The organism is Bacillus sp. KH172YL63, assembly GCF_011398925.1.
Taxonomy (GTDB): domain Bacteria; phylum Bacillota; class Bacilli; order Bacillales; family Bacillaceae_B; genus Rossellomorea.
This window is the reverse complement of record NZ_AP022842.1, coordinates 1647570-1671442: the sequence shown is the minus strand read 5'-3', so window position 1 is coordinate 1671442 and position 23873 is coordinate 1647570. Positions and strand designations below refer to the sequence as shown.

Genomic DNA, 23873 nt, shown 5'->3' with positions numbered 1-23873 from the left:
GATGGAAGGGAGGAATGTATATGAGATGGGTGCTGTGGAGTGCGATAGGTTTCCTGATGCTTCCGGTGGTCAATAACAATGCTGATACATTACATATCCAAACGGCTGAAGGACAGTCCTTTTCAATCGAACGCTCTTCTCTGGAGGTTCAATTAGTGGATGAACCCCTTTTAAATGAAAGTGCTTATCAACAAATACTTTCAAAGGTCCAAAAGTCTGTCTATTCTCCCCCTCAAAATGCTTTTATAGATGAAACAAACAACATTGTCCAGGAACATCCAGGGACGATGCTGAATGATGGGAAATTTCGAGCATCCGCAAATGAATTCCTGTTTTCAAAAGGCGACCTACATCTGGAAGCACCTCTCCTCATTCTGTACCCAAGGGTCGACAGTGAGACCCTTGCCCATATTCGCACTAAATTAATTGGCAGTTACATCACCTATTTCAACACCTTCAATAAAGAAAGGACAAAGAATATCACGCTTGCCACTGAAAAAATCAACAATGCTGTGGTGTTTCCCGGGGAAGTCTTTTCTTTTAATGAGGTAGTCGGAAAACGTACGAAAGAAAAGGGATACGAAAAGGCACCCGTAATTGTGAGAGGGGAACTGTCAGAGGATATTGGAGGCGGGATCTGTCAGGTATCCTCCACTTTATTTAATGCTGTGGACCGGGCGGGAGTTGCCATTTTGGAAAGGTATCATCATTCAAAAAGGGTTCCATATGTTCCTCTCGGAAGGGATGCTACCGTCAGCTGGTATGGCCCCGACTTTACATTCAGGAACGATTACAATCAGCCAGTGCTCATTTCTGCCCGTATTACCGGCGGCCAATTGATCGTGAAAGTCTATTCTTCGGATACTGTCAATGCAGAAATGAGACAGATTCCAGGTGCCTAGGGTAGCGTGCCCCTTGACTGACCCTCGGCTTCCTCTAAGGTCTATGTCGGCATCATAACCCTCTACCTTTCAAGTATTTATCCTTATCACTGGAGAGAGTCATAAAAGCACCTGCATTTGCAGGTGCTTTTATACCATCATTATGTTAATTGTCCAATTCCCGCGATGACCGTTGACAATAACAAATCAAGGTCGTCTTCTTCAATATTCAATGGCGGAGAGATGGTGAGCACATTGTTGAAGCCCGCCACGGTCGCCCCGTTCTTCCCGATGATGACACCATTTTGCTTGCAGTGGCCAATCACACGGTTCACCTTGTCTATTTCCAATGGTTCTTTCGTATCTTTATTGCATACCATTTCAATCCCGATCAATAGCCCTTTCCCTCTTACATCCCCGACGTATGGATGGTCCTGCAAAAGGTTTTTGAGGGTGTTCAGAGCCTTCTCCCCCAACTCCGCAGATCGTTCGAAGAGCTTTTCGTCTTCCATGATTTCAATATTCTTCAAAGCCAGCGCACAGGCTGCCGGATTCCCGCCAAACGTATTGATATGGCGGAAGTAATCATAATCTTCAGAGCCCTTAAAAGCTTCATATATTTCCCGCTTCACCGCGGTCGCAGAAAGTGGGAGGTAAGCACTCGTGATTCCCTTTGCCATCGTGATGATGTCCGGTTTCACTCCGTAATTCATAAAACCGAAAGCCTTACCGGTACGGCCGAATCCGCAAATGACTTCATCCACGATCATAAGTGCCCCGTGTTTCTCACATACTTCCTTCGCAGCCTTCATATAGTCTTCCTGTGGAATGAGTACGCCACCGCCTGTGATGATCGGCTCCATGATCAATGCAGCAACCGTCTCACTTAACTCCCACGTCATCGCCTGATCGATTGCCTTCACTCCGGGCAGCTCCCCTGGGCTTTTCCCCGACGCTTCATCCCGATAAGCATCCGGCGGGGCGACATGATAAAAACCAGGTGCCAAAGGTTCATACTTATATTTGCGCTGTGCCTGACCTGTCGCAGCCAGGGCACCCATCGAATTCCCATGATATCCCCTATACCTTGAAAAGATCTTAAAGCGGTTATGATCACCCTTTTGCTGATGATACTGCCTGGCAATTTTAAAGGCAGTTTCGTTCGCTTCCGATCCGCTGTTGGAAAAGAAAAACACATAGTCATCACCAAGTAAGCCATTTAATTTCTCAGCAAGCTCTATTGCAGGCTGATGGCTTTGGGTCAGTGGGAAGTAAGCCATTTTTTTCAACTGTTCATAGGCAGCTTCCGCCAGTTCCTGCCGTCCATATCCAACATTCACACACCATAACCCTGCCATCCCGTCCAGGAATTTCCTTCCCTCCTGATCTGTCACCCAGGAACCGTTTGACTCGGTTACGACCATCGTCCCGTCCGGGTTATATGGTTTCATCGAATGCCAGATGAATTTTTCATCATTTTTCAACCATACGTCCTGTGATTGTCCCGCTTTTACCATGGAGATTCCCCCTAACCCTGATTAAAAATCAAATCGAGAAGTGATCATTTTCTTCCTTGTATAGAAATTTACTCCGTCTTTACCGTTTACATGCATATCTCCATAGAAAGAATCCTTCCATCCTGAAAATGGGAAGAATGCCATTGTTGCCGGTACGCCCACGTTGATGCCGAGCATGCCCGCATCTGCTTCTTCTCTAAACTGCCTGACAGCTGCCGCATCTTTCGTATAAATCGTTGCACCGTTGCCATACCTTGACTGCCGGATATATTCAAGTCCCCCGTCCAAATCATCTGCTCTTAATAAACTGAGGATCGGCGCAAACATCTCTTCCTTCGCAATCGTCATTTCAGGCGTCACATGATCAAAAATCGTCGCCCCAAGGAAATTTCCTTCCTTGAAATCATCCATTTCCTTTCGGCCGTCCCTGATAAGTGATGCGCCTTCTTGAATCCCTTTGTCAATATAACCCAAAGTCTTTTCCCGATTTTCCTGTCGGATGACAGGGGTAAGGAGCACTTCTTCATCCATCCCGTTCCCGATGGATAATTCATCTGCCTTTTTATTCAAAGCCTTAACAAACGCTTCGTTCTCTCCGACAACGACCACGGCACTGCATGCCATACAGCGCTGTCCTGCACTGCCGAATGCCGAGCTGATAATATGCTCCGCTGCTTTATTGATATCTGCATCCGGCATGACGATATGATGATTTTTAGCCCCGGACAATGCCTGGACCCTCTTCCCGTGGGATGCAGCCTGCTGATACACATATTTAGCGACAGGCTGGGAGCCTACAAATGAAATGGCTGCGATGTCTTTGTGTTCCAACAACCCATTCACCACGTCATGGGCCCCGTGCACGATATTGAAGACACCATCAGGCAACCCTGCTTCCGTCAACAGCTCTCCAAGTCTATTTGCCAATATCGGCGTCCTTTCTGAAGGTTTAAGGACGAACGTATTCCCGCAGGCAATCGCAAGAGGGAACATCCAAAGGGGAACCATCATCGGGAAATTAAAAGGTGTGATCCCAGCCACTACACCAAGGGGATATCGGAACATTTCAGAATCTATCTCTTCGGCAATTCCACCCAGCGTTTCACCCATCATCAAGGTCGGTGTCCCACAGGCAAATTCGACGCATTCCAATCCCCTCTGAACTTCTCCGTATGCCTCTTTGAATGCCTTGCCATTTTCCTGAACAACAAGCTTTGCCAATTCTTCATGGTTGTCAGAGAGCAGGGCGTGATACTTATAGAGAATGCGGGCCCTTTTCGGGACAGGGGTTTTCTTCCACGTCTGTGACGCTTCTTTGGCGGCTTTCACTGCCATCGCCACATCTTCTTTAGTGGAAATCGGGACTCTGGCAATTTCTTTATTCGTCGCAGGGTTCAACACCTCTGATGTTTGCGAACTTAAGGAATCTACCCACTTGCCACCGATATAATTCTTTAATAGTGCCACATCTTTTTTGATTACCGTCATTTTAGCTCCTCCTTAAGAAATATCCGTATTTTATCCCATAATGTATATATCTTGGTCGATTTGTTACTTTCATTATGATGGAAATTGACAGGGCTTTCATTAGACAATGTGTAAAAGAACCCGGCACATCCGTTTGACATTTCAACAACAGTTTTCCCCTAATTAACTTTCCTCTTTTTCATGGAGGCTTCAGGCTGCAGGAATTCGTATGAAGCAAGCAAAAACTCTATCGCCACCCGTTTATCTGAAGCCATGAAATCCCCGCCCAGCAGATCTTCTATTTTTTTTAGACGGTGATAGAGTGTTTGTCTGACAATAAACAATTGTTTCGACGTTTCCTGCTTTGACCCCTGACACGATAAAAACACTTTTAGGGTGTGCATTAAATTTCCGTCATGCTTTTGGTCATACGCCAATAGGGGAGACAGATATTCTTCGATCATATCCCACAGATTGACGTTACTGTGAACAACAGAGATCAGTCTGAATAAATGAAGGTCATCAAAGAAATAATAGGGATCTTCTCCCCCCATTTTGTTACGAAACGTCAGGCTTTCCTTTGCTGTTGCGTAACTTTTATGGATATCCATCAAGTCATTTTCATATTTCCCTGTTACAAATACACTTGGTAAAGTCCCTTTGAATAAATCAGACTGGAGGATCTTTTCGTATGCATGTTTGATGCGGGTCTTCCAATCCTGTCTCCTCCTTGTGTCGAGGAGAATGAAAATGAGAGAATCCCCCATTCTTTCCGGGACAACGTGAAAACCGTATTGTTCAAAGATGCTCCTGGTAGCAAGATTAAAATAAGTGATATCAAAGGGCTCAGTTCCCATTCCCGTTTCACATATGCTGACCACACCTCCATGAATCGCTGACTTTAGTTCGGCAATAAACTGCTCCAGTCTGTCATGACTTTGTTCCCCCTTCAGCCACGACATGATCCATTTCGAATCTTCCAGTCTCTTTTGCTCAGTAAAGTAAAGTTCCCTCATTAGAAACTGGGCGAGGGCGGTAGATGTCCGGTCCAGGATCAAAAGCTCATACTCACTGAAAGGATGACCGTTACGATATATTGAAAGTTCAGCGTATTCCTGGTCAAACAGGTTGACTTTCAAAGAAGCGAATGGAGAGTCTTCCCCTTCCCCATGCTGGTGAAACTCGGTGGTGAGCCTATGATGTTCAGCTGGACACATACGAGGGAAAATTTCGACTTCCTCTTCTCTAGAGTGAAATAGCACCGGTGTTCCCAACTCATTATGTAATACTTTAAGAATGTCCCTGAAATGATTGACTCCGAGGAGCCGCTTGTTTAATTCCTGAGCATATGATTCTAACTTTTTGATCATTTCATACTGCTGATTGATCAATACGGAATGAATATCCTGGGTTATGCTGACAAATGGCACTTCTTTCTGAAAAACAACGATTGGAAAATCCGATTGTTCTGCACATGATATGACCGACTCCGGGATAGAGGAGATATTTGTATTAAGTTCAATGCAGAGGGCAGCTGCATCACATGCGATCAGCTGGTTAATGAGAGACAGGAAGACGTCCTCTTCTTTCAATGCAATACCTGTTGAAAGGATTAGTTCATTACCATTCAGGAGATTCTTTATCGATGTCACTTCGACCACATGCACCCATTTGACCTGTCTTTTGAGTCCTTTCTTTCCGGCAACCACTTTAGCATGTTCAAAGTTTTTCCTTATAAGCATATCTTCCACTGCGAAATAATAATTACTTTTCATCCTATTCTCCTTTTGACTCTGTCTTCAGAATGATAGGGAAAAAGGATTGGCTGGACCAATCCTCACTTTTCTTCTTTATGGGGGATGACAAACTGCACTTCTTTTTTCCACCAGCTCAATAATTGTTCTTCTGTCAGGTGGTTGGAAGATAAGACCGATAGCACCCAGTCAATCAATTCATCAGACGTTTGCATGATGCTTGGAAAGAGCGTCAATTCAATTTCTTCGTTTCGGTCACTCATCCAAGTTCCCCCTTTACATTATGATTGATGAACCAATAGCGTTGAGAAATATTTCCTCGCATTTGCCGTCTTCACATGGAGAGTTGCACTTCGTTTACTTTCAGCGTGCTTGAACACGACAAATGCCCCACTGAGATTTTCAGTTACTTTTTCAATGGAGAATCCCTTTTGCAAAAGAAAATCGATTTTATCCCTTTCGTTTAAAAACTCCTGATAATCAGACATCTCCTACCCCCTTCCTTCTACCGGAATCTTTCATTACTATGAAATCAAGTTAAACTTGTACCCGTCGGTATTTCTTCCTTGACCACTTCTTCTTCCACATCAATGACCCAATCCCGTCCAACTGACAACCCTAAATATTTTTCATCGTTCGGATCCAGGAGTTCAGCCTGTTCATACTTTTTGAACCACCAATATTTAGCGAGGACATAATAGAAGATGGCCCCGATCCCGAAACCGACCAAGAATGAAAAATTCGGTACAAAATAGGATGCCACCGCACCGATGATCCATGAAATGAACCCGGCAAGATTGACTCCTTTTGCGTACTTAAATTGGCCATTGTCTTCATAAAGGTCAGGAACATTCACACGTCTTTTCCTGATGAAATAATAGTCTGAAATCAATATGCCGACGATCGCAGATAGAATTCCACCTACAAAAAGAAGGACTGGTATGATGATGCCAAACAGATTCCATGGCTGGACGATTGTCCCTACAACACCTGCTGTTATGACGCCTGCCCAGAATGGGAATTTTGGACCTCCGACATTTGAGAAGATGGTGGCAGCAGGTACGATATTCGCCGCGATATTGGTGGACCATTGTGCGAGGACGATCATCAATAGAAGGACGCCTAATACGAACCCGCCGGCTGCCTCCTGCAGGGCGATGACTGGGTCGTAATTCAGGACCGCTATATATGATATCCCTCCGATCAGAACCATGAAGGCTTGGGTGATCGGTAATGCAACAAGATTGCCAATCAATGAACTTCGATTTCTCTTAAACCAATTTCTTTCATTCTTCGGTGCTTTCATAAACCGGGAAATAGATGGGATATCCGCTGATAGCGTGGCCCAGAAACCCATATTGCTGAAAATCACCACCAGGAAGGCCGTAAAAGTGGCGGCACCCGTTACCGGGCTTTCCACCCAACTCCAAATGTCCCTCCCCTGAGAGGCGGCAGATTCAGATAGTGACGAATACATCCATACAGAAATGAGTATGATGACCGGTGCAGCAAGATCTGCAAACCGTTCCACGGCTTTGATCCCAAGAGCCGTATTCACCAATTGAAGGAGGGCGAAAATCATGAAGCAAACAAACCAATTATCAAAGTTGAACATGATATTCAAGATTCCGTTCATCGCAGTTGCTCCGAAGTAAGTGTTGATACCGAACCACATGGAGGCAGCCACACCCCGGACAACCGATGGGATATGGGTGCCGATCGTACCGAATGGCGCCCTCATATATACCGGAAATGATAACCCGTGTTCAACTCCGATATCACCTGTCAACGTGATGAAAAGACCGATGGCGAGGGAACCGATGATCGTTGCCAGCACTACGAGTGGAAGAGGCAGGGAAACCACCCCGGCCCCTCCGATGGCAAAGGTTGCAAGAACCACTACCATCCCTACCCACATAAAAGAATAGCCTAGTTTGGTGATCTTTCTTTCATTCTCTTTAATTGGCAATAAATCTGGAGATTTTAAATAACTTCTTTTCATCCTGAACACCCCTTATACATTTGCTTTCAATGGCAAATCCAATCATTGTGCATGAGAGGCAAACGGACGGATTACCATCCAGTTTGCAGGAGTCGTTCTGCATGTAAGCTGAATGTGATTCTGGATTGTTTATCAGGACTTGGAGGATTGAAGTGCTTCACTCTCTTCTCTTGTAAGCAGGTTTCCGTATTTCGCTCTTTTCACATATTTGCCCCTGCCGAGCTTTCCAACGAATTGTTTATCCTTTATGACAAATTCCCCCCTCGACAGGACCGATACGGGCTCTCCTTTCACTTCGATCCCTTCGAATGGATTGTAATCGGCAGCCATATGGTGGGTCTTGGCAGAAATCACTCTTCTCGCCACCGGATCAAACAGCACCAGGTCTGCATCAGATCCTACAGCAATTGTACCTTTCTGAGGATAAAGTCCGAACAGCCTGGCACTTCTTGTCGACATGATATCAACAAACTGATTGAGGCTTATCCGTCCCTTTTCAACCCCTTCGGAGAATAATATAGAAACACGGTCTTCAATGATCGGCCCGCCATTCGGTATTTTGGTAAAATCACCTTTCCCTAGATCTTTCTGGCCTTTGAAGTCGAATGAACACTGATCCGATCCGAGCGTCTGGAGCTGTCCGCTCTTCAGTGCATTCCAAAGGACCTCCTGATGCCATTTTTCCCTCAACGGTGGAGACCAGACGTACTTCGCCCCTTCAAAATTCGGTCTTTCCAGATAAGTTTGATCCAGCACCAGGTATTGAGGGCAAGTTTCTCCCCACACATTCAATCCTTTGCTTCTTGCCGATGCAATCTGTTCGACAGCTTCCGAACATGAAACATGAACGACATAAAGCTGGGAATCGGCAAGCCCCGTCAACTTTGCTGCACGACCGGTCGCTTCTCCTTCAAGTTCTGGCGGTCTCGTCAGCGCATGATAAATCGGGTCCGTATTTCCCTCTTGAAGTGCCTTTTCAGTTAAGTATTCGATCACGTCACCATTTTCTGCGTGCACCATGACAAGGGCTCCAAGCTCTTTCGCAGCGACCAGCGTCCTGAACAATGTTTCATCGTCAGCCTGAAAAACATTTTTATACGCCATGAATACTTTAAAGGAAGTGATGCCCTCCTGCTCCATGACGTCCGGGAGTTGGGATAAGACGTTTTCGTTGATTTCGCCGATCATCAGGTGAAAGCTGTAGTCTATGACCGCTTTATCCTTAGATTTCGCGTGCCATGTATCGATTGCCCGTTGAAGAGGCTCTCCTTTATCGGTCAAACAGAAATCAATGACAGTCGTCGTTCCCCCAAAAGCTGCCGCGATCGTCCCGGTCTCGAAATCATCCTTGGAAACAGTCCCTCCAAAAGGCATCTCCAAATGGGTATGGGGATCTATCCCGCCCGGAAAGATATACTGTCCTTCAGCGTTTATCACTTCCGCTTTTGCTGTATCAAAGCCTTTACCAATTGAGGAAATCTTGCCGTCCTCAATCAGGATATCGGCTTTATATGTGTCTGTTGCCGTAACGATTGTTCCGTTTTGAATGATTTTAGCCATTAATCATACCTCCTGATTTATTTCACTGCATTCACTGCCGGGCCTGAAAGTTTGTTCATGACTGCTTGACGCTGATTCCACGTCATCGGCATGCCGCTCGCTGGAACTTCTATCATATCGATCGCTCCGTCAACAGGGCATACAATGGAACAAAGATTGCACCCTACGCAGTCTTCTTCCCTTACTTTCAGATAACGGTTTCCATCAGGGTCTTTCAGCATATCGATGCATTGATGGGACGTATCTTCGCATGCAATATGACACTTATTACAGTTAATGCATACATCACGGTTGATTTTTGCCACCACATTATAGTTGAGGTCAAGATTACCCCAGTCTGAAAATCTCGGCACTGATTTCCCAACGATATCCTGAACCGAGGAAATCCCCTTTTCATCAAGATAATTATTCAAGCCATCAAGCATATCCTCGACGATTCTAAAGCCGTGGTGCATGGCTGCTGTACATACCTGGACGCCTGATGCACCCATCAGCATGAATTCAACTGCATCCTGCCAATTGGATACCCCGCCCATTCCGGAAATCGGTACGTTGATCCGTGGATTTCTGGCACACTCTGCCACCATATTTAACGATATCGGCTTAACTGCCGGTCCACAGTACCCGCCATGTGCACCTTTACCGGCAACATGTGGAATGGTGTTCCATGAGTCCAGATCCACGCCGGCCAGACTATTGATCGTATTGATCATGCTGACGGCATCGGCACCACCCCTTACAGCCGCTTCAGCTGTAACTGTGATATCCGTTATGTTCGGCGTAAGCTTTACGATGACAGGTGTCCTGGCCATTTCCTTTGCCCAGTAGGTTTGTTTTTCCACAAGCTCCGGCACCTGACCGGATGCAGAACCCATCCCCCGCTCTGCCATGCCATGGGGACAGCCGAAATTCAATTCCAATCCATCCACACCGACGTCTTCCACTTTTTTGACAATTTCATGCCATTTTTCCTGTTTTGGCTCAACCATCAATGATGCAATGATGGCGTGGTTCGGGAACCTTTTCTTCGTTTCGTAAATTTCCTTAAGATTCACTTCCAATGGACGGTCAGTTATGAGCTCGATATTATTGAACCCAGCCACCCTCTGTCCATTGAAGCTGACTGCTGCGAATCTCGACGACACGTTGATGATCGGTTCGCCCAGTGTTTTCCAGACTGCACCTCCCCAACCTGCCTCGAATGCCCTCTGTACCTGATAACCTGAATTTGTTGGTGGTGCGGAAGCTAACCAAAACGGGTTAGGCGATTTTATCCCTGCTAAATCGATGTTTAAATTTGCCATGAAATTCCCCCCTCATCACGTTTTAATTCATCTGAACTTCTGCAGCTGTTGCATGCAATTGGTATGCAGCCTGCTTCCCCTGCTCGGCCGCGGTGACAACCATCGCCTCTCCCACACCTTTGCCGAATATGACATCCCCGCATGCAAAGATTGCAGGATTTGACGTTTGAAATGTTTGTTGATCAATCTTCACCACCCCATCGGAATGGGCGAGTCCGAACTGTTCAATCAAAGTCCGGTGACGCGTCTGGCCAATGGCCTTGATGACCACATCGACCGGAAGCACAAATTCCGAGCCCGGCACCTCCACCGGCCGTCTTCTTCCGTCGGTCCCAGCCTCCCCTAATGCCATCTTGACGCATTCGATTCCGGCAACTTCCCCGGCTTCGTTTCCGATGATCCGTTTAGGGGCCGTGAGCCAGCGGAATTCAACACCGTCCTGCTTTGCAAACTCATATTCAAAATCATAAGCAGTCATTTCTTCCATTGTTCTGCGGTACAAAATTTTCACATTTTCAGCACCTAGCCTGACAGCGCATGTTGCTCCATCGATTGCAGTGTTACCTGCCCCAATGACGGCCACTTTCTTACCTTGATATTCCTTACTGATTTTTCCGCTTTTCGTCGCTTTAACGAAGTCTATGGCATCATGGACACCTGACAACTTTTCCCCATCAATATGAAGGTCAGGTACGACCGACATTCCTGCAGCAAGTATAAGGAAATCATGTGCTAGTGATAATTCTTCCGCAGAAACGTCTTTCCCTACCTTTGTATTTGTTCGTATGTCCACGTTCAGTTTTTGGACTTGCTCGACTTCCCAGTAAGAAATGCTTTGCGGAAGACGGAAGGACACGATTCCATACGTATTCAAGCCTCCTGCTTTTTCCTCCGCCTCATAGATTGTGACTTCATACCCGAGCAGTGCAAGTTCTCTGGCGGCTGACAAACCTGCGGGTCCTCCCCCAATGATTCCAACCGTTTTACCGTTGGGTTCACCTGCTTCAAATAATACTGCGTCATTATGCCTTGCCCAGTCGGTTGCATAACGTTGAAGATCACCGATCATGATGGGTTTGGTGGAATGATTCAGTACACAGGCCCCTTCACATAATTCCTCGGTCGGGCATACACGTGAGCAGCTTGCCCCGACAGGATTGCTTGACATAATTGTCTTTGCAGATCCTTTCAAATTTCCGGATGCGATCTTTTTAATGAAAGATGGTATATCGATACCTGTAGGACAAGCTTGTATGCAAGGTGCATCGTAACAATACAGGCATCGATTCGCTTCCTCCACCGCTTCTCTGTTCGTAAGGCCTTCTTTTGCTTCAAGGAAATTCCTTTCAAGATTGAGTAATGAAATTGTGTTGGACAAACTGCCTTCCCCCTCTTCATCTCCATTTGAATGCAACTTTCACAGAAAAGAGCTACCGCTCCATCAAGGAAGCAATGCTGTCATCTCATTGTATGTCTCAGGCCTGCGGTCACGATAGAACTGCCAGGTATCCCTTACTTCCCTCAGGAGCTTCTTATTCATTTCCCCAATGACGACTTCATCATGATCCCTGCTTCCCACTGCAACAAAGCTGCCTCTTGGGTCTACAAGATATGACTGACCGTAGAATTCCCCCATATTCCATGGCCCTTCATAGCCGACACGGTTGATTGCCCCTAAATAATAGCCGTTCGCTACGGCATGGGCAGGCTGCTCAAGTTTCCACAGATATTCAGACAGTCCTGCTACAGTTGCAGATGGATTGAATACAATCTCAGCACCTTTCAATCCAAGTAAACGTGCGCCCTCTGGAAAATGACGGTCATAACAAATGTACACACCGACCTTTGCAAACGCAGTGTCAAACACAGGGTATCCGAGATTGCCAGGTTTGAAATAATATTTCTCCCAGAATCCGTACCCCTCTTCCCCGACTCCAACATGGGGGATATGCTGTTTTCGATACTTTCCAAGGTACTTTCCATCAGCGTCTATCACCGCTGCCGTATTGTAGTAGGTGGCGATTCCTTCTCTTTCATAGATCGGCAACACAATGACGACACCGAGCTCTTTTGCAAGATCCTGAAACTGTCTGGTCGTCGGTCCGTTAGGGATTTCTTCGGCGGAGTCATACCATTTTGGATTTTGTTCGGAACAGAAGTATGGTCCATAGAAGATCTCCTGCAAACAAATAATCTGCGCCCCTTGTTTAGCGGCATCCCTTACCAATTTCACATGTTTCTTGATTGCTTGCTCTTTATGGACATCAACACCTTCACTTCCATCCACATCATGAGAAGCTTGAATCAGTCCAATTTTCACTAAATCCGACATCACGTTTCCCCCTACACAAATAGAATTTTTATAAAATAGTAAGCGCTTTCATAGTTTTTTCCTCCTATGACATCACTTGCTATATTCACATATTCAACATTAATTCAGAATTTTAAGTATTTTCACTTTATTCTAACCCGGCTCATTTTAAAAAGCACTATACACTATGTAACACGAACACGCTTCTTCATTGGTCACAATGTACAACCAGTATGAAATCTTGTCCGTTTCACATAAGGTATCATATCTATTTTACGAAAATTGTAGAAATATTTGTTATAATACTTTAAATATTCAGTTTTCAGTCGACAAATTTCGTATCGCAAAGAAATTCACCCTATAAGCTATACTCAATTAGCACTATATAAATATCCTTGGCTTCAACTGTTGATCGCTCTTTTCACAAAAATAGACAGCCTTCTCCAAAAGCGAAAAGACTGTCCATGAAGTATTTTAATATTCAACTGATTTCATAGCAGGAAGCCGGTTGCGGACAGGTCTGTATTTCACCAATTGGACCACAAACCAGATCAATACCGCAAGCCAGATCACAGCACCAAGCATCATTGCTTTGGAGTAGGCAAAACCAAAGCCTTCTGGGGCATAAAAAATGTATGAACTGACAACCCCGGTCATAAATAAAGCAGGAATGCTGCATATCCAGTGGAACTTGGCTCTTTGCAGTAAATAAATGGCGGCCGTCCAAAGCATGACCGTCGCAACGACTTGATTGGACCATCCAACGTATCTCCAGAGGAAAGTATAGTCCATTTGAGTCAAAAGGAAAGTAGGCAGTGCAACAGGGATCACAAGTGCGACCGGAACCCATTTTCCATTATCTTTCCCTTTACGGACGGATCGAAGCAAGTCCGCAAGCATCATCCTCGAAGACCTTAACGCAGTATCACCGGTTGTAACCGGAAGGATAATGACGCCGAGGATTGCAAGCACCCCGCCAATTGTCCCGAGCGTCGTCTTGCTTATTTCGTTCACGACACCGGCCGGTCCACCGGCAGCCAGCGCTTCCTGCAGCCCGCCTGTTCCATTGAAGAAAGCCATGCCGGCTGCTGCCCATATTAAAGCGATGATTCCTTCAGCTACCATCGCTCCATAGAATACTTTCCTTCCTTCACTTTCCTTTTTCAACGTCCGGGCAAGGATCGGGCTTTGCGTGGAATGAAAACCGGAAATCGCTCCACATGATACGGTCACCATCAATAATGGCCACAATGGCAATTCACTGGGATGCAGATTCTGGAGTGTTAAATTCGGGACAGGATTCTCGAAGAAGAATAGCCCAATGCCGATTGCCACTGCCATAAATATCAGGATTGCACCAAAGACCGGATAGACTTTCCCTATGATCTTATCAATCGGCAGAATGGTTGCAATCAGGAAATATGTAAAAATCAACAACAGGCAAGTCATAAAATTAAACGGTGTCACCTCTGCCATCAGTTGAGCAGGTCCAGATGTGAATGCCGCTGCGACCAGAACCATCAATACAATCGACAGGATGTTCATAAGGGATTGAACAGGTTTCCCCAAATACCGCCCTACGATGGAAGGAAACTGTTCCCCATTATGCCTGAGCGACAGCATGCCTGAAAAATAATCATGGACTGCTCCTGCGAATAACGTGCCGATCACGATCCACACAAATGCGACCGGTCCGTATAATGCACCAAGGATCGCGCCGAAGATCGGCCCCAGGCCGGCGATGTTCAACAACTGAACGAGGCTCGCTTTCCACCAGCTCATAGGCATATAATCCAAACCATCTTTTTTGGAATAAGCAGGTGTCACATTGGCATCATCAATGCCGAAAATCTTTTCGACCACCTTTGAATAGATGAAATAACCAGCCACTAAAATACAGATTGATGCAAGAAATGTGAGCATCACGTTGTCCTCCCTTCGTATAAATGAAATTAACGTTTATTCTAATACGTCAACCGACAAAAGACAACAGAATTTTCTAAAAACATTTTCTATTCAGATTAATATTCTCAATATCACTTTGGTTCCTTTCCCAACATAGCAGTAATGTAAGCGGATACTCCCCTTGCAGGTTTTTTATTTTTTTTCGTAGCCATGCAAAAAAATCTGACCGACTTCGCCTCTCTATTAGAGATCGAACTCGGTCAGATTTTACGTGATACCAGCCCTTATGCTTGTTCTATAGGATCTACTTTGCTTCCCTCTTTTCAAATTCTTCATATGCCTTTATGAATTCTTTATTATCCCTTTCCCTTGCAATGTCCAAAGGTGACCGTTGATCCCCAGCGGAAAGGATCCCCTCACCATCCCCATGAGTGAGAAGCAGGGAGGTAATTTCAGCACCGGCATCGAAGGCTGCGATATGGAGTGGCGTGTAGCCAGATGAGTCGGTCTTGTTCACCTTTGCACCATTTTTCAGAAGGAACTCGACTACTTCCTTGGATGCCTTGCCGGCGACTCCGGCATGTAGAGCCGTGTTTGAAGGAATATAAGTAAGCTTGGACCTCGAGACCGCATGGATATCCGCTCCAAAGTTCAGCAGCAGTTCGACGACATCCAAATGACCGTAATGTGCTGCCACGCCAAGTGCCGTCAGTCCGTGTTCATTCTCTGCGTTACATAAATTCGGATCATTTCGTAGGATTTGTTCCACCTGTACTTTGTCCCCTGTTTCGATTGCTTTAAAAAACGCTTGATTTGTCACACAAACACCTCTTTTTCTTATAATTAGGAATAGTCTACCAATTTTTCACAAAAAAAGATAGAGATGACTCCATCTTCATGGAGTCTCCCTATCTACTGATCCAACTTTAATTTCGCCAGCGCATCTGCTAACGCAGTATTAGCCGGCTCATCATTTTGTTGTGTTTTTAAATACTTGTTCACATCCCGCTTTGTTGCCTTACTGTTCTTTTCCTTCTTCTTTCTTTCATTGAACGTAGAGAGCTTTTCTCTATGTCCGCATACGCAGGTGAACATTTGGCCTTCCCCTTCTCCTCTAAGATCCAGGCGCTTATGGCAATTAGGACAGCGGGCATTCGTTTTCTTACTGACATTCTTCCGATGACCGCATTCACGATCCTGGCAAACGAGTTTCTTCCCGTGTTTATTTTTGATTTCAAGCATCAGGTTTCCACAATCGGGACATTTGGTGCCAGTGAGATTGTCATGTGAGTATTTCTTTGTGGAATTTTTGATTTCACTCACTGACTTTTTCGTATAAGCTTTTATGTCTTTTATAAATTCATGCTTTGAAAGTGAACCGTTCGCGATTTTTTCAAGCTTCTGTTCCCACTCGGCTGTCAGTGTAGGAGATTGCAGTTCAAGGGGAGCAAGTCCAAGCAATTGTCTGCCCTTTGACGTCATATGGATGTCTTTCCCTCTTGGCTCGATCACACCGGAGTTGAACAGCTTCTCGATGATATCTGCTCTTGTTGCGACAGTGCCGAGTCCGCCTGCATCTTCTATCGTTTCAAGCAGCGCTTTGTTGCTTTCCTTCATGAACTTTTTAGGGTTTTCCATAGCAGATAGAAGTGTTCCCTCATTAAATCTGCCTGGTGGGTTTGTCTGTCCTTCTGTTTGTTTGATTGAAGAGATAGGGAATGTGTTCCCTTCCTCCATTTCGGATAGAAGCTGATCTTTTTCCTCATCTATTCCGTATACTTCTTTCCAACCGAATGCTACAATCCTTTTCCCTTTTGCCTGAAAGGATTCAGTCCCGGCAGAAGCTTCCACTGTCGTTTGCTCATATGAAAACGGTGGATAAAAAGCTGCCAGGAATCGTTTCACTATTAAGTCATAGATTTTTCTTTCCCGATCTTGGAGCCGTTGAAGAGAAGGCGTCTCTTCCGTTGGGATGATCGCATGATGATCGCTCACCAGCTTGTCATCTACATATGCTTTTGACAGATTCGGGTTCCCCTGTAACGCTTTGTGGGCAAGCTTGCGATATGGCTGGACATTCACGGCATGCAACCGGTCCTTCAATGTTGAAATCATATCGCTCGATAAATGTTTGCTATCTGTCCTTGGATACGTCACAAGCTTATGCTGTTCGTATAATTTTTGCATGATCGATAACGTTTCTTTCGCTGAATAGCCAAAGATTTTGTGGGCGTCCCTTTGCAATTCCGTTAAGTCGTACAGAGAAGGAGCGTAGGTTTTTTTCAGCGCCTTTTTCACCGAAGAAATGGTGATTTCTTTTTGATTCTTCAATGCTTCCATGACACTGGCCATTTCTTTTTCAGAAAAAGTCTTCGTATCCCGGTTTTTCGTATTCGTCCAGGTGAAGGTGCCGCTCTCCGTTGTAACTTGTGCACCGTAAAAGGTTTTCGGGGTGAAGTTTTTGATTTCTTCTTCCCTTTGGGCGATGATGCCGAGCGTCGGTGTTTGCACACGGCCGCATGATAATTGGGCATTATGCTTCGTTGTCAGTGCCCTTGTCGCATTCATTCCCACATACCAGTCGGCTTCCGATCTCGCTTGTGCTGCTGCATATAAATTTTCGTATTGCTTCGCATCTTTCAGATGCCTGAAGCCGTCCTTGATCGCCTTGTCGGTGACGGAAGAGATCCAGAGGCGTTTCAACGGTTTGTTTACCCTTGCCTTTTCTATGATCCAGCGGGCTACGAGTTCACCTTCCCGTCCTGCATCTGTCGCAATGACGATTTCCTTTACATCAGGCCGGTTCATTTGAGACTTGACCGCGCTAAACTGCTTCCCTGTTTTTTTGATCACAACAAGGTTCAGAGCCGGCGGGAGCATCGGCAGGTCCTCGAGGTTCCAGCTTTTATATCGGTCATCATAGCTTTCAGGCTCAGCCAATGTCACCAAATGCCCGAGGGCCCAGGTGACAATATAGTCATTCCCTTCCAAAAAGCCATTCCCATTCTTTGTACATTGGAGCACTCTGGCAATATCCCTGCCGACAGACGGCTTCTCTGCCAGGACCAAAATCTTTTTCATGTATAAAAATCCTTTCATAACTGGTTATGTATTTTCTTCTTCAATTCATTTTAACATAGATCAATAAGTCCGTTCATGCCCTTTCATTCAGCACTGGCAGCAGTTGATCCTTACGCCTGAATCTTTCCATATAAAAAAAGAGCATCTGGAGAGATGCCCGCTGGATCATTTTAGTTCGGCTATGAAGAAAAACTAGGAAGAGGCCGTCTTCCTAGTAAATGTTATTCTTCGTCGCCTTCCAGGAAGTCTGGATCTAGCTCTTCAAACTCTTCGTCATCCAAGTCGCAGTCCCAGTCTTCATCGTCACAACCCTCTGGATTGACAAGGACACAAACTTTCGTTTCTCCGATAACTTCCACTAGGAATTCACGTTCAACATGAACGATAATTTTGTTACCGTTTGGTGAAATTACCGCTTCGCAGCAATTAGGCTGTTGTAATACGCGAGCACATACTTCAATGTCGTCTAAGCAGTCAGGATCACGGTATTTTAATTTGATGCAGTCTGTATATTCCACTCTCTCTGTGACAACAGATGTCTTCGTGTTATCACTGTGTGAGTACCATACGTTGATATCGTATGAACCGTGAACTTCAACCTTCTTCCCTACTTTGTGTGCTTCATACTGATGATTAATTATCCAGCAGCCTAAAATGCTCGATGGATTATGCGGCGGGCAAATCGTATGATGAGACTGTGTGAATTTACGTCCCTTCGCTACGACCGCTTTAGTAATAATCTCTCTATATTCTGCCATTCGAGCGAACCTCCTCATTCATTTTCAATTCATCTTATGCGGCTATCTAGGTGTTTGTGCGAGTAAATTTAAACACATGATGGGATTGTTGCGAGATAATGTATTGTATGCGAATAACCATTGAATGTTCCGGCGCCCAATACCTGCCCTCATCGAAAAGAAGAGGTAATGTACAGGTGAAAATAAGCGTTCAGGATGAAGGAAATTGTGGAGGGACTTTCCTCCCTGCGAATGGATCTCAATCGGGAAATCAATGCAAAAAAACGATCTCTGCAAAAAAGCAGAGATCGTTTTTCCTTATCATATATATTAATTGAGAGCGTGCCCTCGGTTAAGAACAGCTGCCCGGTGTTGAATTTTTCACTTGAGATCCGGTTTCCCCGCGAAGGAGATCTCCACCGGTCGTTTCGATAATATGATCGGTCACATTGTTTGAAATGACAGATGCCACAATTTGCAGCAGATCGTTTACATCCGTTTGGGATTCCTTGAACTGTTGAACAACCGGGATGGCATCGATTTCGTTCTCAAGGTTTTCGATTTTGGCTTCCACCATTTTTAAAGCCTCTGTTTTTCCGTAGTGCTGGAAATTCACCGCTTGCTTCTGAAGGCTCTTGATGCTTGCGATCATTTCCCGCACCTTTTGATTTTCATGGATCTGTGCTTCTGCACGTTTAAAGAAATCCACTTCTTCTGTTTCTGCAATCATCGTTGCAAGTTCTTCTGCACGTTTCATAATATCGTCTTTTGTATACTTTGCCATATTAATTCACCTCTACCGCTTCTTGAAATTCTGTTCCAATCCGTCCTTCTTCAACCATTTCCCCATCAAGAGACCATGATTTGGTATCTGTGATCTTTACTTTCACAATTTTTCCAATGGCTGTTTTTGGTGCTTTAAAGTTCACAAGTTTGCTTCTTCTCGTATAACCGGCTAAAATTTCAGGATTTCTCTTACTCTCTCCATCGACCAATACCTCGACAACTTGTCCGATATATTTCTTCATGGCCTCTGCAGAATATTCTTTCACGACTTCATTCAAACGTTGAAGGCGTTCTTTCTTCACATCCATCGGTACATTATCGTCCATCTTGGCAGCTGGTGTCCCTTCACGTGGAGAGTAAATGTATGTGAATGCAGATTCAAAGCCCACCTCCCTGTAGAGGGAAAGGGTCTCTTCAAATTGTTCTTCAGTCTCATTAGGATAACCGACGATGATATCTGTTGTCAGGGCCACGTCCGGCATTGCCGCTTTGATTTTTCTTACTAACTCAAGGAATTGCTCTCTTGTATATTTACGGGCCATGATTTTCAGGACATCTGTAGATCCGGATTGAACCGGAAGATGAATATGTTCAACCAGGTTCCCTTTCTTGGCAAGAACCTCAATTAAATGATCGTCAAAATCCCGCGGGTGACTTGTGGTGAAGCGAATGCGCGGAATATCGACCTTGCGCAGGTCATCCATTAAGTCCCCGAGTCCATAATCAAGGTCCTCGATATCTTTACCGTATGCATTGACATTTTGTCCGAGCAGGGTGATTTCCTGATATCCCTGGGCTGCCAGTTGACGGACTTCCTGAATGATTTCTTCCGGCCGGCGGCTCCGTTCTTTCCCGCGGGTATACGGAACGATGCAATATGTACAGAATTTGTCACATCCGTACATGATGTTGACCCAAGCCTTGATGTTACCCCGTCTCACTTTAGGAAGGTTTTCAATCACGTCCCCTTCCTTCGACCATACTTCCACGACCATAGCCTTGGACATATATGCATCTGACAGGATTTTAGGAAGACGGTGGATATTGTGGGTTCCAAAGATCATGTCCACCTGTTGATAGGTTTTCAAGATCTTATTCACCACTGATTCTTCCTGTGACATACAACCGCATACACCAATCAGGAGTTCTGGTTTTTCCCTCTTCAGATGTTTCAGATGACCCAACTCACCAAACACCTTATTTTCTGCATTTTCACGGATGGCACACGTATTCAGGAGGATGACATCGGCATCATCGGTTGAATTGGTCGCTTCATATCCCAATGCCATGAATATGCCTGCCATCACTTCTGTATCATGTTCATTCATTTGACAACCGTAGGTCCGGATATAGAATTTCTTGCCTTCCCCTAGCCCTCTATATTGATCTTCGATTGTAAAGTCATTATGGTATTGTATTTCTTCTTTCCCGCGCTTTTTTGCGTCTTTTAATGAAGGCGGGATATAGACACTTTCAAAGTACTTGCTGAAATCCTTTTCGGATTTTTGGTCCGCTGGAGATACAGACTTCGATTGTTGTCCATGTTTGCGCTGTTCTTCGTTCATGAAAAATCCCCTTTCTACCTCTATAACTAAACCGCTTACCTTCTATTAAAAGTCCGGTTACATTAACAAGATATACATGATTGCACATTATAATAGTATAAAGGTTTTCGAGGCTACATACAATAGAGGCGCATATGTGTCCATAAATGTTCGAATCTTCCCCGCCCCCTTATAAATTGGGCTTTCGATCAAGTAACTTCCCCTTTAAACACCGCATAACGTAAAGTAAGACAAATACCCAGGGAGGAGATTCCGATTGCTAAGAAAGACATCAAGACCCCGATGTACAACATAGAAAATCAAGAAAAATTATATTACCTTTCCAAAATCGATGAATTAAATCAAACGATAAAGAGATTACAAGAAAGCTACCTTTACGCAGAGGTCCAGCATTTCAAAAAGGTTGCTTCTGAGAAGGAGGCTGAAATAGAGATCAGTCATGAAGCATTAGAATGTAGCGAAATCATTCAGGAAGAATTGATCCGTGACCGCAACCGGTTTCAAACTGAAAAGGAAAAACTTGAAGCCGAAGTGAATGCCCTTCATCAGAAGCTTCATATAAAAGAAGAATTGCTCCTCGAGCAGGCAGGAAAAATGAAACACACTGAGAAAGACCTTGTTCTAAAGGAAAATGAATGTACTCATCTGTCATTTTCCATTGAAAATCTGCAACAGGAGATCAAGGCACTTACCGGAGAGCTGCTCCTTAAGAACCAATCCCTTCAAGAAAAGACAGACAGCATTCATGCATTGGAGAAGCAGCTTTCTCACACTGAATATGAGCTGAAGCTTCATGCTGACTCCCTGTCAGAATTGAATGCCAGGAAGAATCACCTCTCGGGTGAAAACAAGGATCTTCAAAAAACAAAACAAACATTATTACAGGAGATCCACTCATTGACTACATTAACCGAGAGTCAACAGCAGCATATCACCGATTTAAATGCTGCCCTCTCCCACTCTGAAAATACGAAGAAAGAGCTTTTCCATACTCTTTTAACGAAAGCGGAAGAATTGGAGAAACTGATGGCTGAAAGGCAACATACACTGGATGCTTTAGAATTTTCAAAGAATCACCTGATAGAAGCCGAACAGGAGAAATTGCATTATATGAAGGATTTCCTGTCACAATTTCACCAACATATCGAGGAAAATGAATGGTGGCTGTCTTCGCAATTTGCAGACATTGATCAGCAACGGAAGAAGCAAGATGAACGGATCGGGGACATCGAGCAAAGTCATGAATTACATTTTTCACTACAAAAAGAGGATTTTGCCGGAAAGTTTAAAGAGGTAGAGGACCGATTCCTGTCCTTCATAGAAGAAGTTGAAAACATCCGTGACCATAATGCAAAGTTGACTCATAATCTATTTGAACTGAAACGGCTGGTGGAAAATCAGAAGAGAAGCCAAACCCGTGTAATCAACCATAGACCTAAGCCACAGCCTGAGTCCACTATTCCAATAAAACAAGCGGACGACTGAAACATAGATAAATCCGAACGAATTCGATTTCTCCCAGAAGAGTCGATTGAGCGTTCGGATTTTTTCAGTTTGCCAATGCATCCGTATGAATCGTTATATGCAGGGCATTTGCTTAGAATGTAATCATGATCTTGTTATTTGAACTCAGTTGAAGTCCTTGTTCTTCACATAATATAAATCCAATGATCGTGGAAGATTCCTGCTCTTCCAAGTTTTCCACAGTGAATTGCAACCCTTCCACCACCGCTGTTTCACCAGGGGGGATGCTGGTTCCGTTGATGGCTTCAATCCAATACTCCCCCGTCGAATAAGCCTTTTCAAGCCAGTCTTTCCCCATATACTTCCAACCCTGAGCACCGTTTTGCCCTTGTACTGAGAAGATATCGCTCATTTCTGGCGGGAGGATCTGACCGCCGATTTCAATCTTTTCAGCAGGATTCACCCTGAAACAGATTTTTGGATCCATCAATTCTACATTGCCGGTATTTTTAATGAAGAAATCTGCTTTTATGGAGTACCGCTCGAGTTTTCGATTCGGCAGGAGATTGTAATCAAAATAAATTTCAGCATGAGGTTTTTTCTCCACGGTCTCTCTCGGCTTCCGGTTCGCCTTTCGTTTTTTGAGCTCTTCATATGTTTTATCGTCCATTTGAAGATGTTTCTTTCCGGCCCTGTCCATTTCCTTCTTCCTTCCCCCGCTGTTACCCATTTGGAAGAAATGCAATAAATCCAGATGAAGCAACCCCGGCTTCCGGTTGCCAAGCAAAGCCTTGAGGATGCATGAAGTCAATATCCCAGAACCTTCCTGAATGAGTAAGGACTCGTTTCTACTATTAACAGCACATGTTAGATGGGGGATGTCATGTTCGTCGGGCATCAGGAAATAGCCTTTAAAACGGAAAGAATGTTGATTATACATGAGAATCTTCTTCACGTTGATTGCATTTAATTTTCCATTATATCCAATAGAAATAAAAGGATCCTCTCCGGATGATTTCACGTAGGTTAACTCGATCAGCAGGTCTCCATCGGTCACTCTTTCATGATTGCCCTTCATTAATACTTGAATCCCATGGGGAGCGAGGGTTGCTTTCACCTGTTTTTGAATATCGTTGCCCAGGGTTTCATACTCCGCACTGACAGCCAACCAGACCTTTTTTCCATAGAGGGGACTCTTCACTTCTGCTCGATTTTCCTTCTCATTTACGTTAAACAACAAATCATTCTCAGCACAATAGAACTGGATGACTGCCAATGCATGGGGCGGGATATCTCCCCATTCCTGATTGTTGATGATCAATTTCATGTCCAGGCTCACCGCCCTTATGTTGTAGTCTATGTATCTTATGAAACGGTCTTTCAAATTATGATTGAGCCGTAAAGGAGCCCTCTGCATACCTACATAGGCTGATGTTTGTTTTCTAATCAAGCCCTCTCCTAAGCTGCTGTTTTACATAAAATGGTATAAGTAATAGATTTATTCCGTTCGCCTGTATGCTAATGGTGAATGATAAGAAA

At 44.7% G+C, this 23873-nt stretch carries 19 protein-coding genes; 2 read left to right on the top strand and 17 right to left on the bottom strand.

Translation table 11 applies throughout. The annotated features are described in order from the left end of the window. The first annotated feature begins 14 nt into the window (after window positions 1-14). Window positions 15-902, top strand: a complete 888-nt coding sequence (locus KH172YL63_RS08275; protein WP_442858759.1) for a VanW family protein — start codon at window positions 15-17, stop codon at window positions 900-902. A 140-nt stretch (window positions 903-1042) separates the two neighbouring features. On the opposite strand, the gene KH172YL63_RS08270 is transcribed toward KH172YL63_RS08275, so the two are convergent. The 16 genes from KH172YL63_RS08270 to miaB form a co-directional block, all read right to left on the bottom strand. Further along, the gene (locus tag KH172YL63_RS08270; protein WP_173105660.1) at window positions 1043-2398 is read right to left on the bottom strand and encodes an aspartate aminotransferase family protein; all 1356 of its coding nucleotides are present in this window, start codon (window positions 2396-2398) and stop codon (window positions 1043-1045) included. Window positions 2399-2419: 21 nt separating this feature from the next. After that, window positions 2420-3886 (bottom strand): CoA-acylating methylmalonate-semialdehyde dehydrogenase, encoded by a 1467-nt coding sequence (locus KH172YL63_RS08265; RefSeq protein WP_173105659.1) that lies wholly within the window; start codon window positions 3884-3886, stop codon window positions 2420-2422. Between the two features lie 158 nt (window positions 3887-4044). Continuing rightward, on the bottom strand, window positions 4045-5640 hold the full coding sequence (locus tag KH172YL63_RS08260; protein ID WP_173105658.1) for a PucR family transcriptional regulator: 1596 nt from the start codon (window positions 5638-5640) through the stop codon (window positions 4045-4047). 62 nt (window positions 5641-5702) lie between these two features. Beyond that, window positions 5703-5882: a hypothetical protein gene (locus KH172YL63_RS08255; protein ID WP_173105657.1), complete on the bottom strand. Its 180-nt coding sequence runs from the start codon at window positions 5880-5882 to the stop codon at window positions 5703-5705. Between the two features lie 18 nt (window positions 5883-5900). Beyond that, entirely contained in the window at window positions 5901-6107 is a 207-nt protein-coding gene (locus KH172YL63_RS08250) for a hypothetical protein (protein ID WP_173105656.1), read from the bottom strand. 44 nt (window positions 6108-6151) lie between these two features. Next, entirely contained in the window at window positions 6152-7621 is a 1470-nt protein-coding gene (locus KH172YL63_RS08245) for an NCS1 family transporter (protein ID WP_173105655.1), read from the bottom strand. A gap of 132 nt (window positions 7622-7753) precedes the next feature. After that, window positions 7754-9181: a dihydropyrimidinase gene (gene hydA / locus KH172YL63_RS08240; protein WP_173105654.1), complete on the bottom strand. Its 1428-nt coding sequence runs from the start codon at window positions 9179-9181 to the stop codon at window positions 7754-7756. A 17-nt stretch (window positions 9182-9198) separates the two neighbouring features. Next, a complete protein-coding gene (gene preA, locus KH172YL63_RS08235; protein WP_173105653.1) occupies window positions 9199-10485 on the bottom strand; it encodes an NAD-dependent dihydropyrimidine dehydrogenase subunit PreA in 1287 nt (428 codons plus the stop codon). A gap of 22 nt (window positions 10486-10507) precedes the next feature. Beyond that, window positions 10508-11863: an NAD(P)-dependent oxidoreductase gene (locus KH172YL63_RS08230; protein ID WP_173105652.1), complete on the bottom strand. Its 1356-nt coding sequence runs from the start codon at window positions 11861-11863 to the stop codon at window positions 10508-10510. A 63-nt stretch (window positions 11864-11926) separates the two neighbouring features. Then, complete coding sequence (locus tag KH172YL63_RS08225) at window positions 11927-12817, bottom strand: nitrilase-related carbon-nitrogen hydrolase (protein ID WP_173105651.1); 891 nt, start codon at window positions 12815-12817, stop codon at window positions 11927-11929. 453 nt (window positions 12818-13270) lie between these two features. Beyond that, window positions 13271-14719, bottom strand: coding sequence for a carbon starvation CstA family protein (locus KH172YL63_RS08220; protein ID WP_173105650.1), 1449 nt, complete (start codon window positions 14717-14719; stop codon window positions 13271-13273). A gap of 286 nt (window positions 14720-15005) precedes the next feature. Next, window positions 15006-15521: an ankyrin repeat domain-containing protein gene (locus KH172YL63_RS08215; RefSeq protein ID WP_173105649.1), complete on the bottom strand. Its 516-nt coding sequence runs from the start codon at window positions 15519-15521 to the stop codon at window positions 15006-15008. A 92-nt stretch (window positions 15522-15613) separates the two neighbouring features. Further along, complete coding sequence (locus tag KH172YL63_RS08210) at window positions 15614-17782, bottom strand: DNA topoisomerase III (protein WP_173105648.1); 2169 nt, start codon at window positions 17780-17782, stop codon at window positions 15614-15616. A gap of 221 nt (window positions 17783-18003) precedes the next feature. Then, entirely contained in the window at window positions 18004-18540 is a 537-nt protein-coding gene (locus KH172YL63_RS08205) for an outer spore coat protein CotE (RefSeq protein ID WP_138777630.1), read from the bottom strand. Between the two features lie 331 nt (window positions 18541-18871). Continuing rightward, window positions 18872-19303 carry a YlbF/YmcA family competence regulator gene (locus KH172YL63_RS08200; protein WP_173105647.1) on the bottom strand — a complete coding sequence of 144 codons (432 nt, stop codon included), beginning with the start codon at window positions 19301-19303 and terminating at the stop codon, window positions 18872-18874. Window position 19304: 1 nt separating this feature from the next. Then, window positions 19305-20870 carry a tRNA (N6-isopentenyl adenosine(37)-C2)-methylthiotransferase MiaB gene (gene miaB, locus KH172YL63_RS08195; protein WP_173105646.1) on the bottom strand — a complete coding sequence of 522 codons (1566 nt, stop codon included), beginning with the start codon at window positions 20868-20870 and terminating at the stop codon, window positions 19305-19307. 282 nt (window positions 20871-21152) lie between these two features. Here miaB and KH172YL63_RS08190 point away from each other — a divergent pair, with 282 nt between their 5' ends. After that, a complete protein-coding gene (locus tag KH172YL63_RS08190) occupies window positions 21153-22355 on the top strand; it encodes a coiled-coil domain-containing protein (RefSeq protein ID WP_173105645.1) in 1203 nt (400 codons plus the stop codon). A 112-nt stretch (window positions 22356-22467) separates the two neighbouring features. Here KH172YL63_RS08190 and KH172YL63_RS08185 read toward each other — a convergent pair whose 3' ends face one another. Beyond that, window positions 22468-23661, bottom strand: coding sequence for a hypothetical protein (locus tag KH172YL63_RS08185; protein ID WP_173105644.1), 1194 nt, complete (start codon window positions 23659-23661; stop codon window positions 22468-22470). Window positions 23662-23873: the final 212 nt, after the last annotated feature.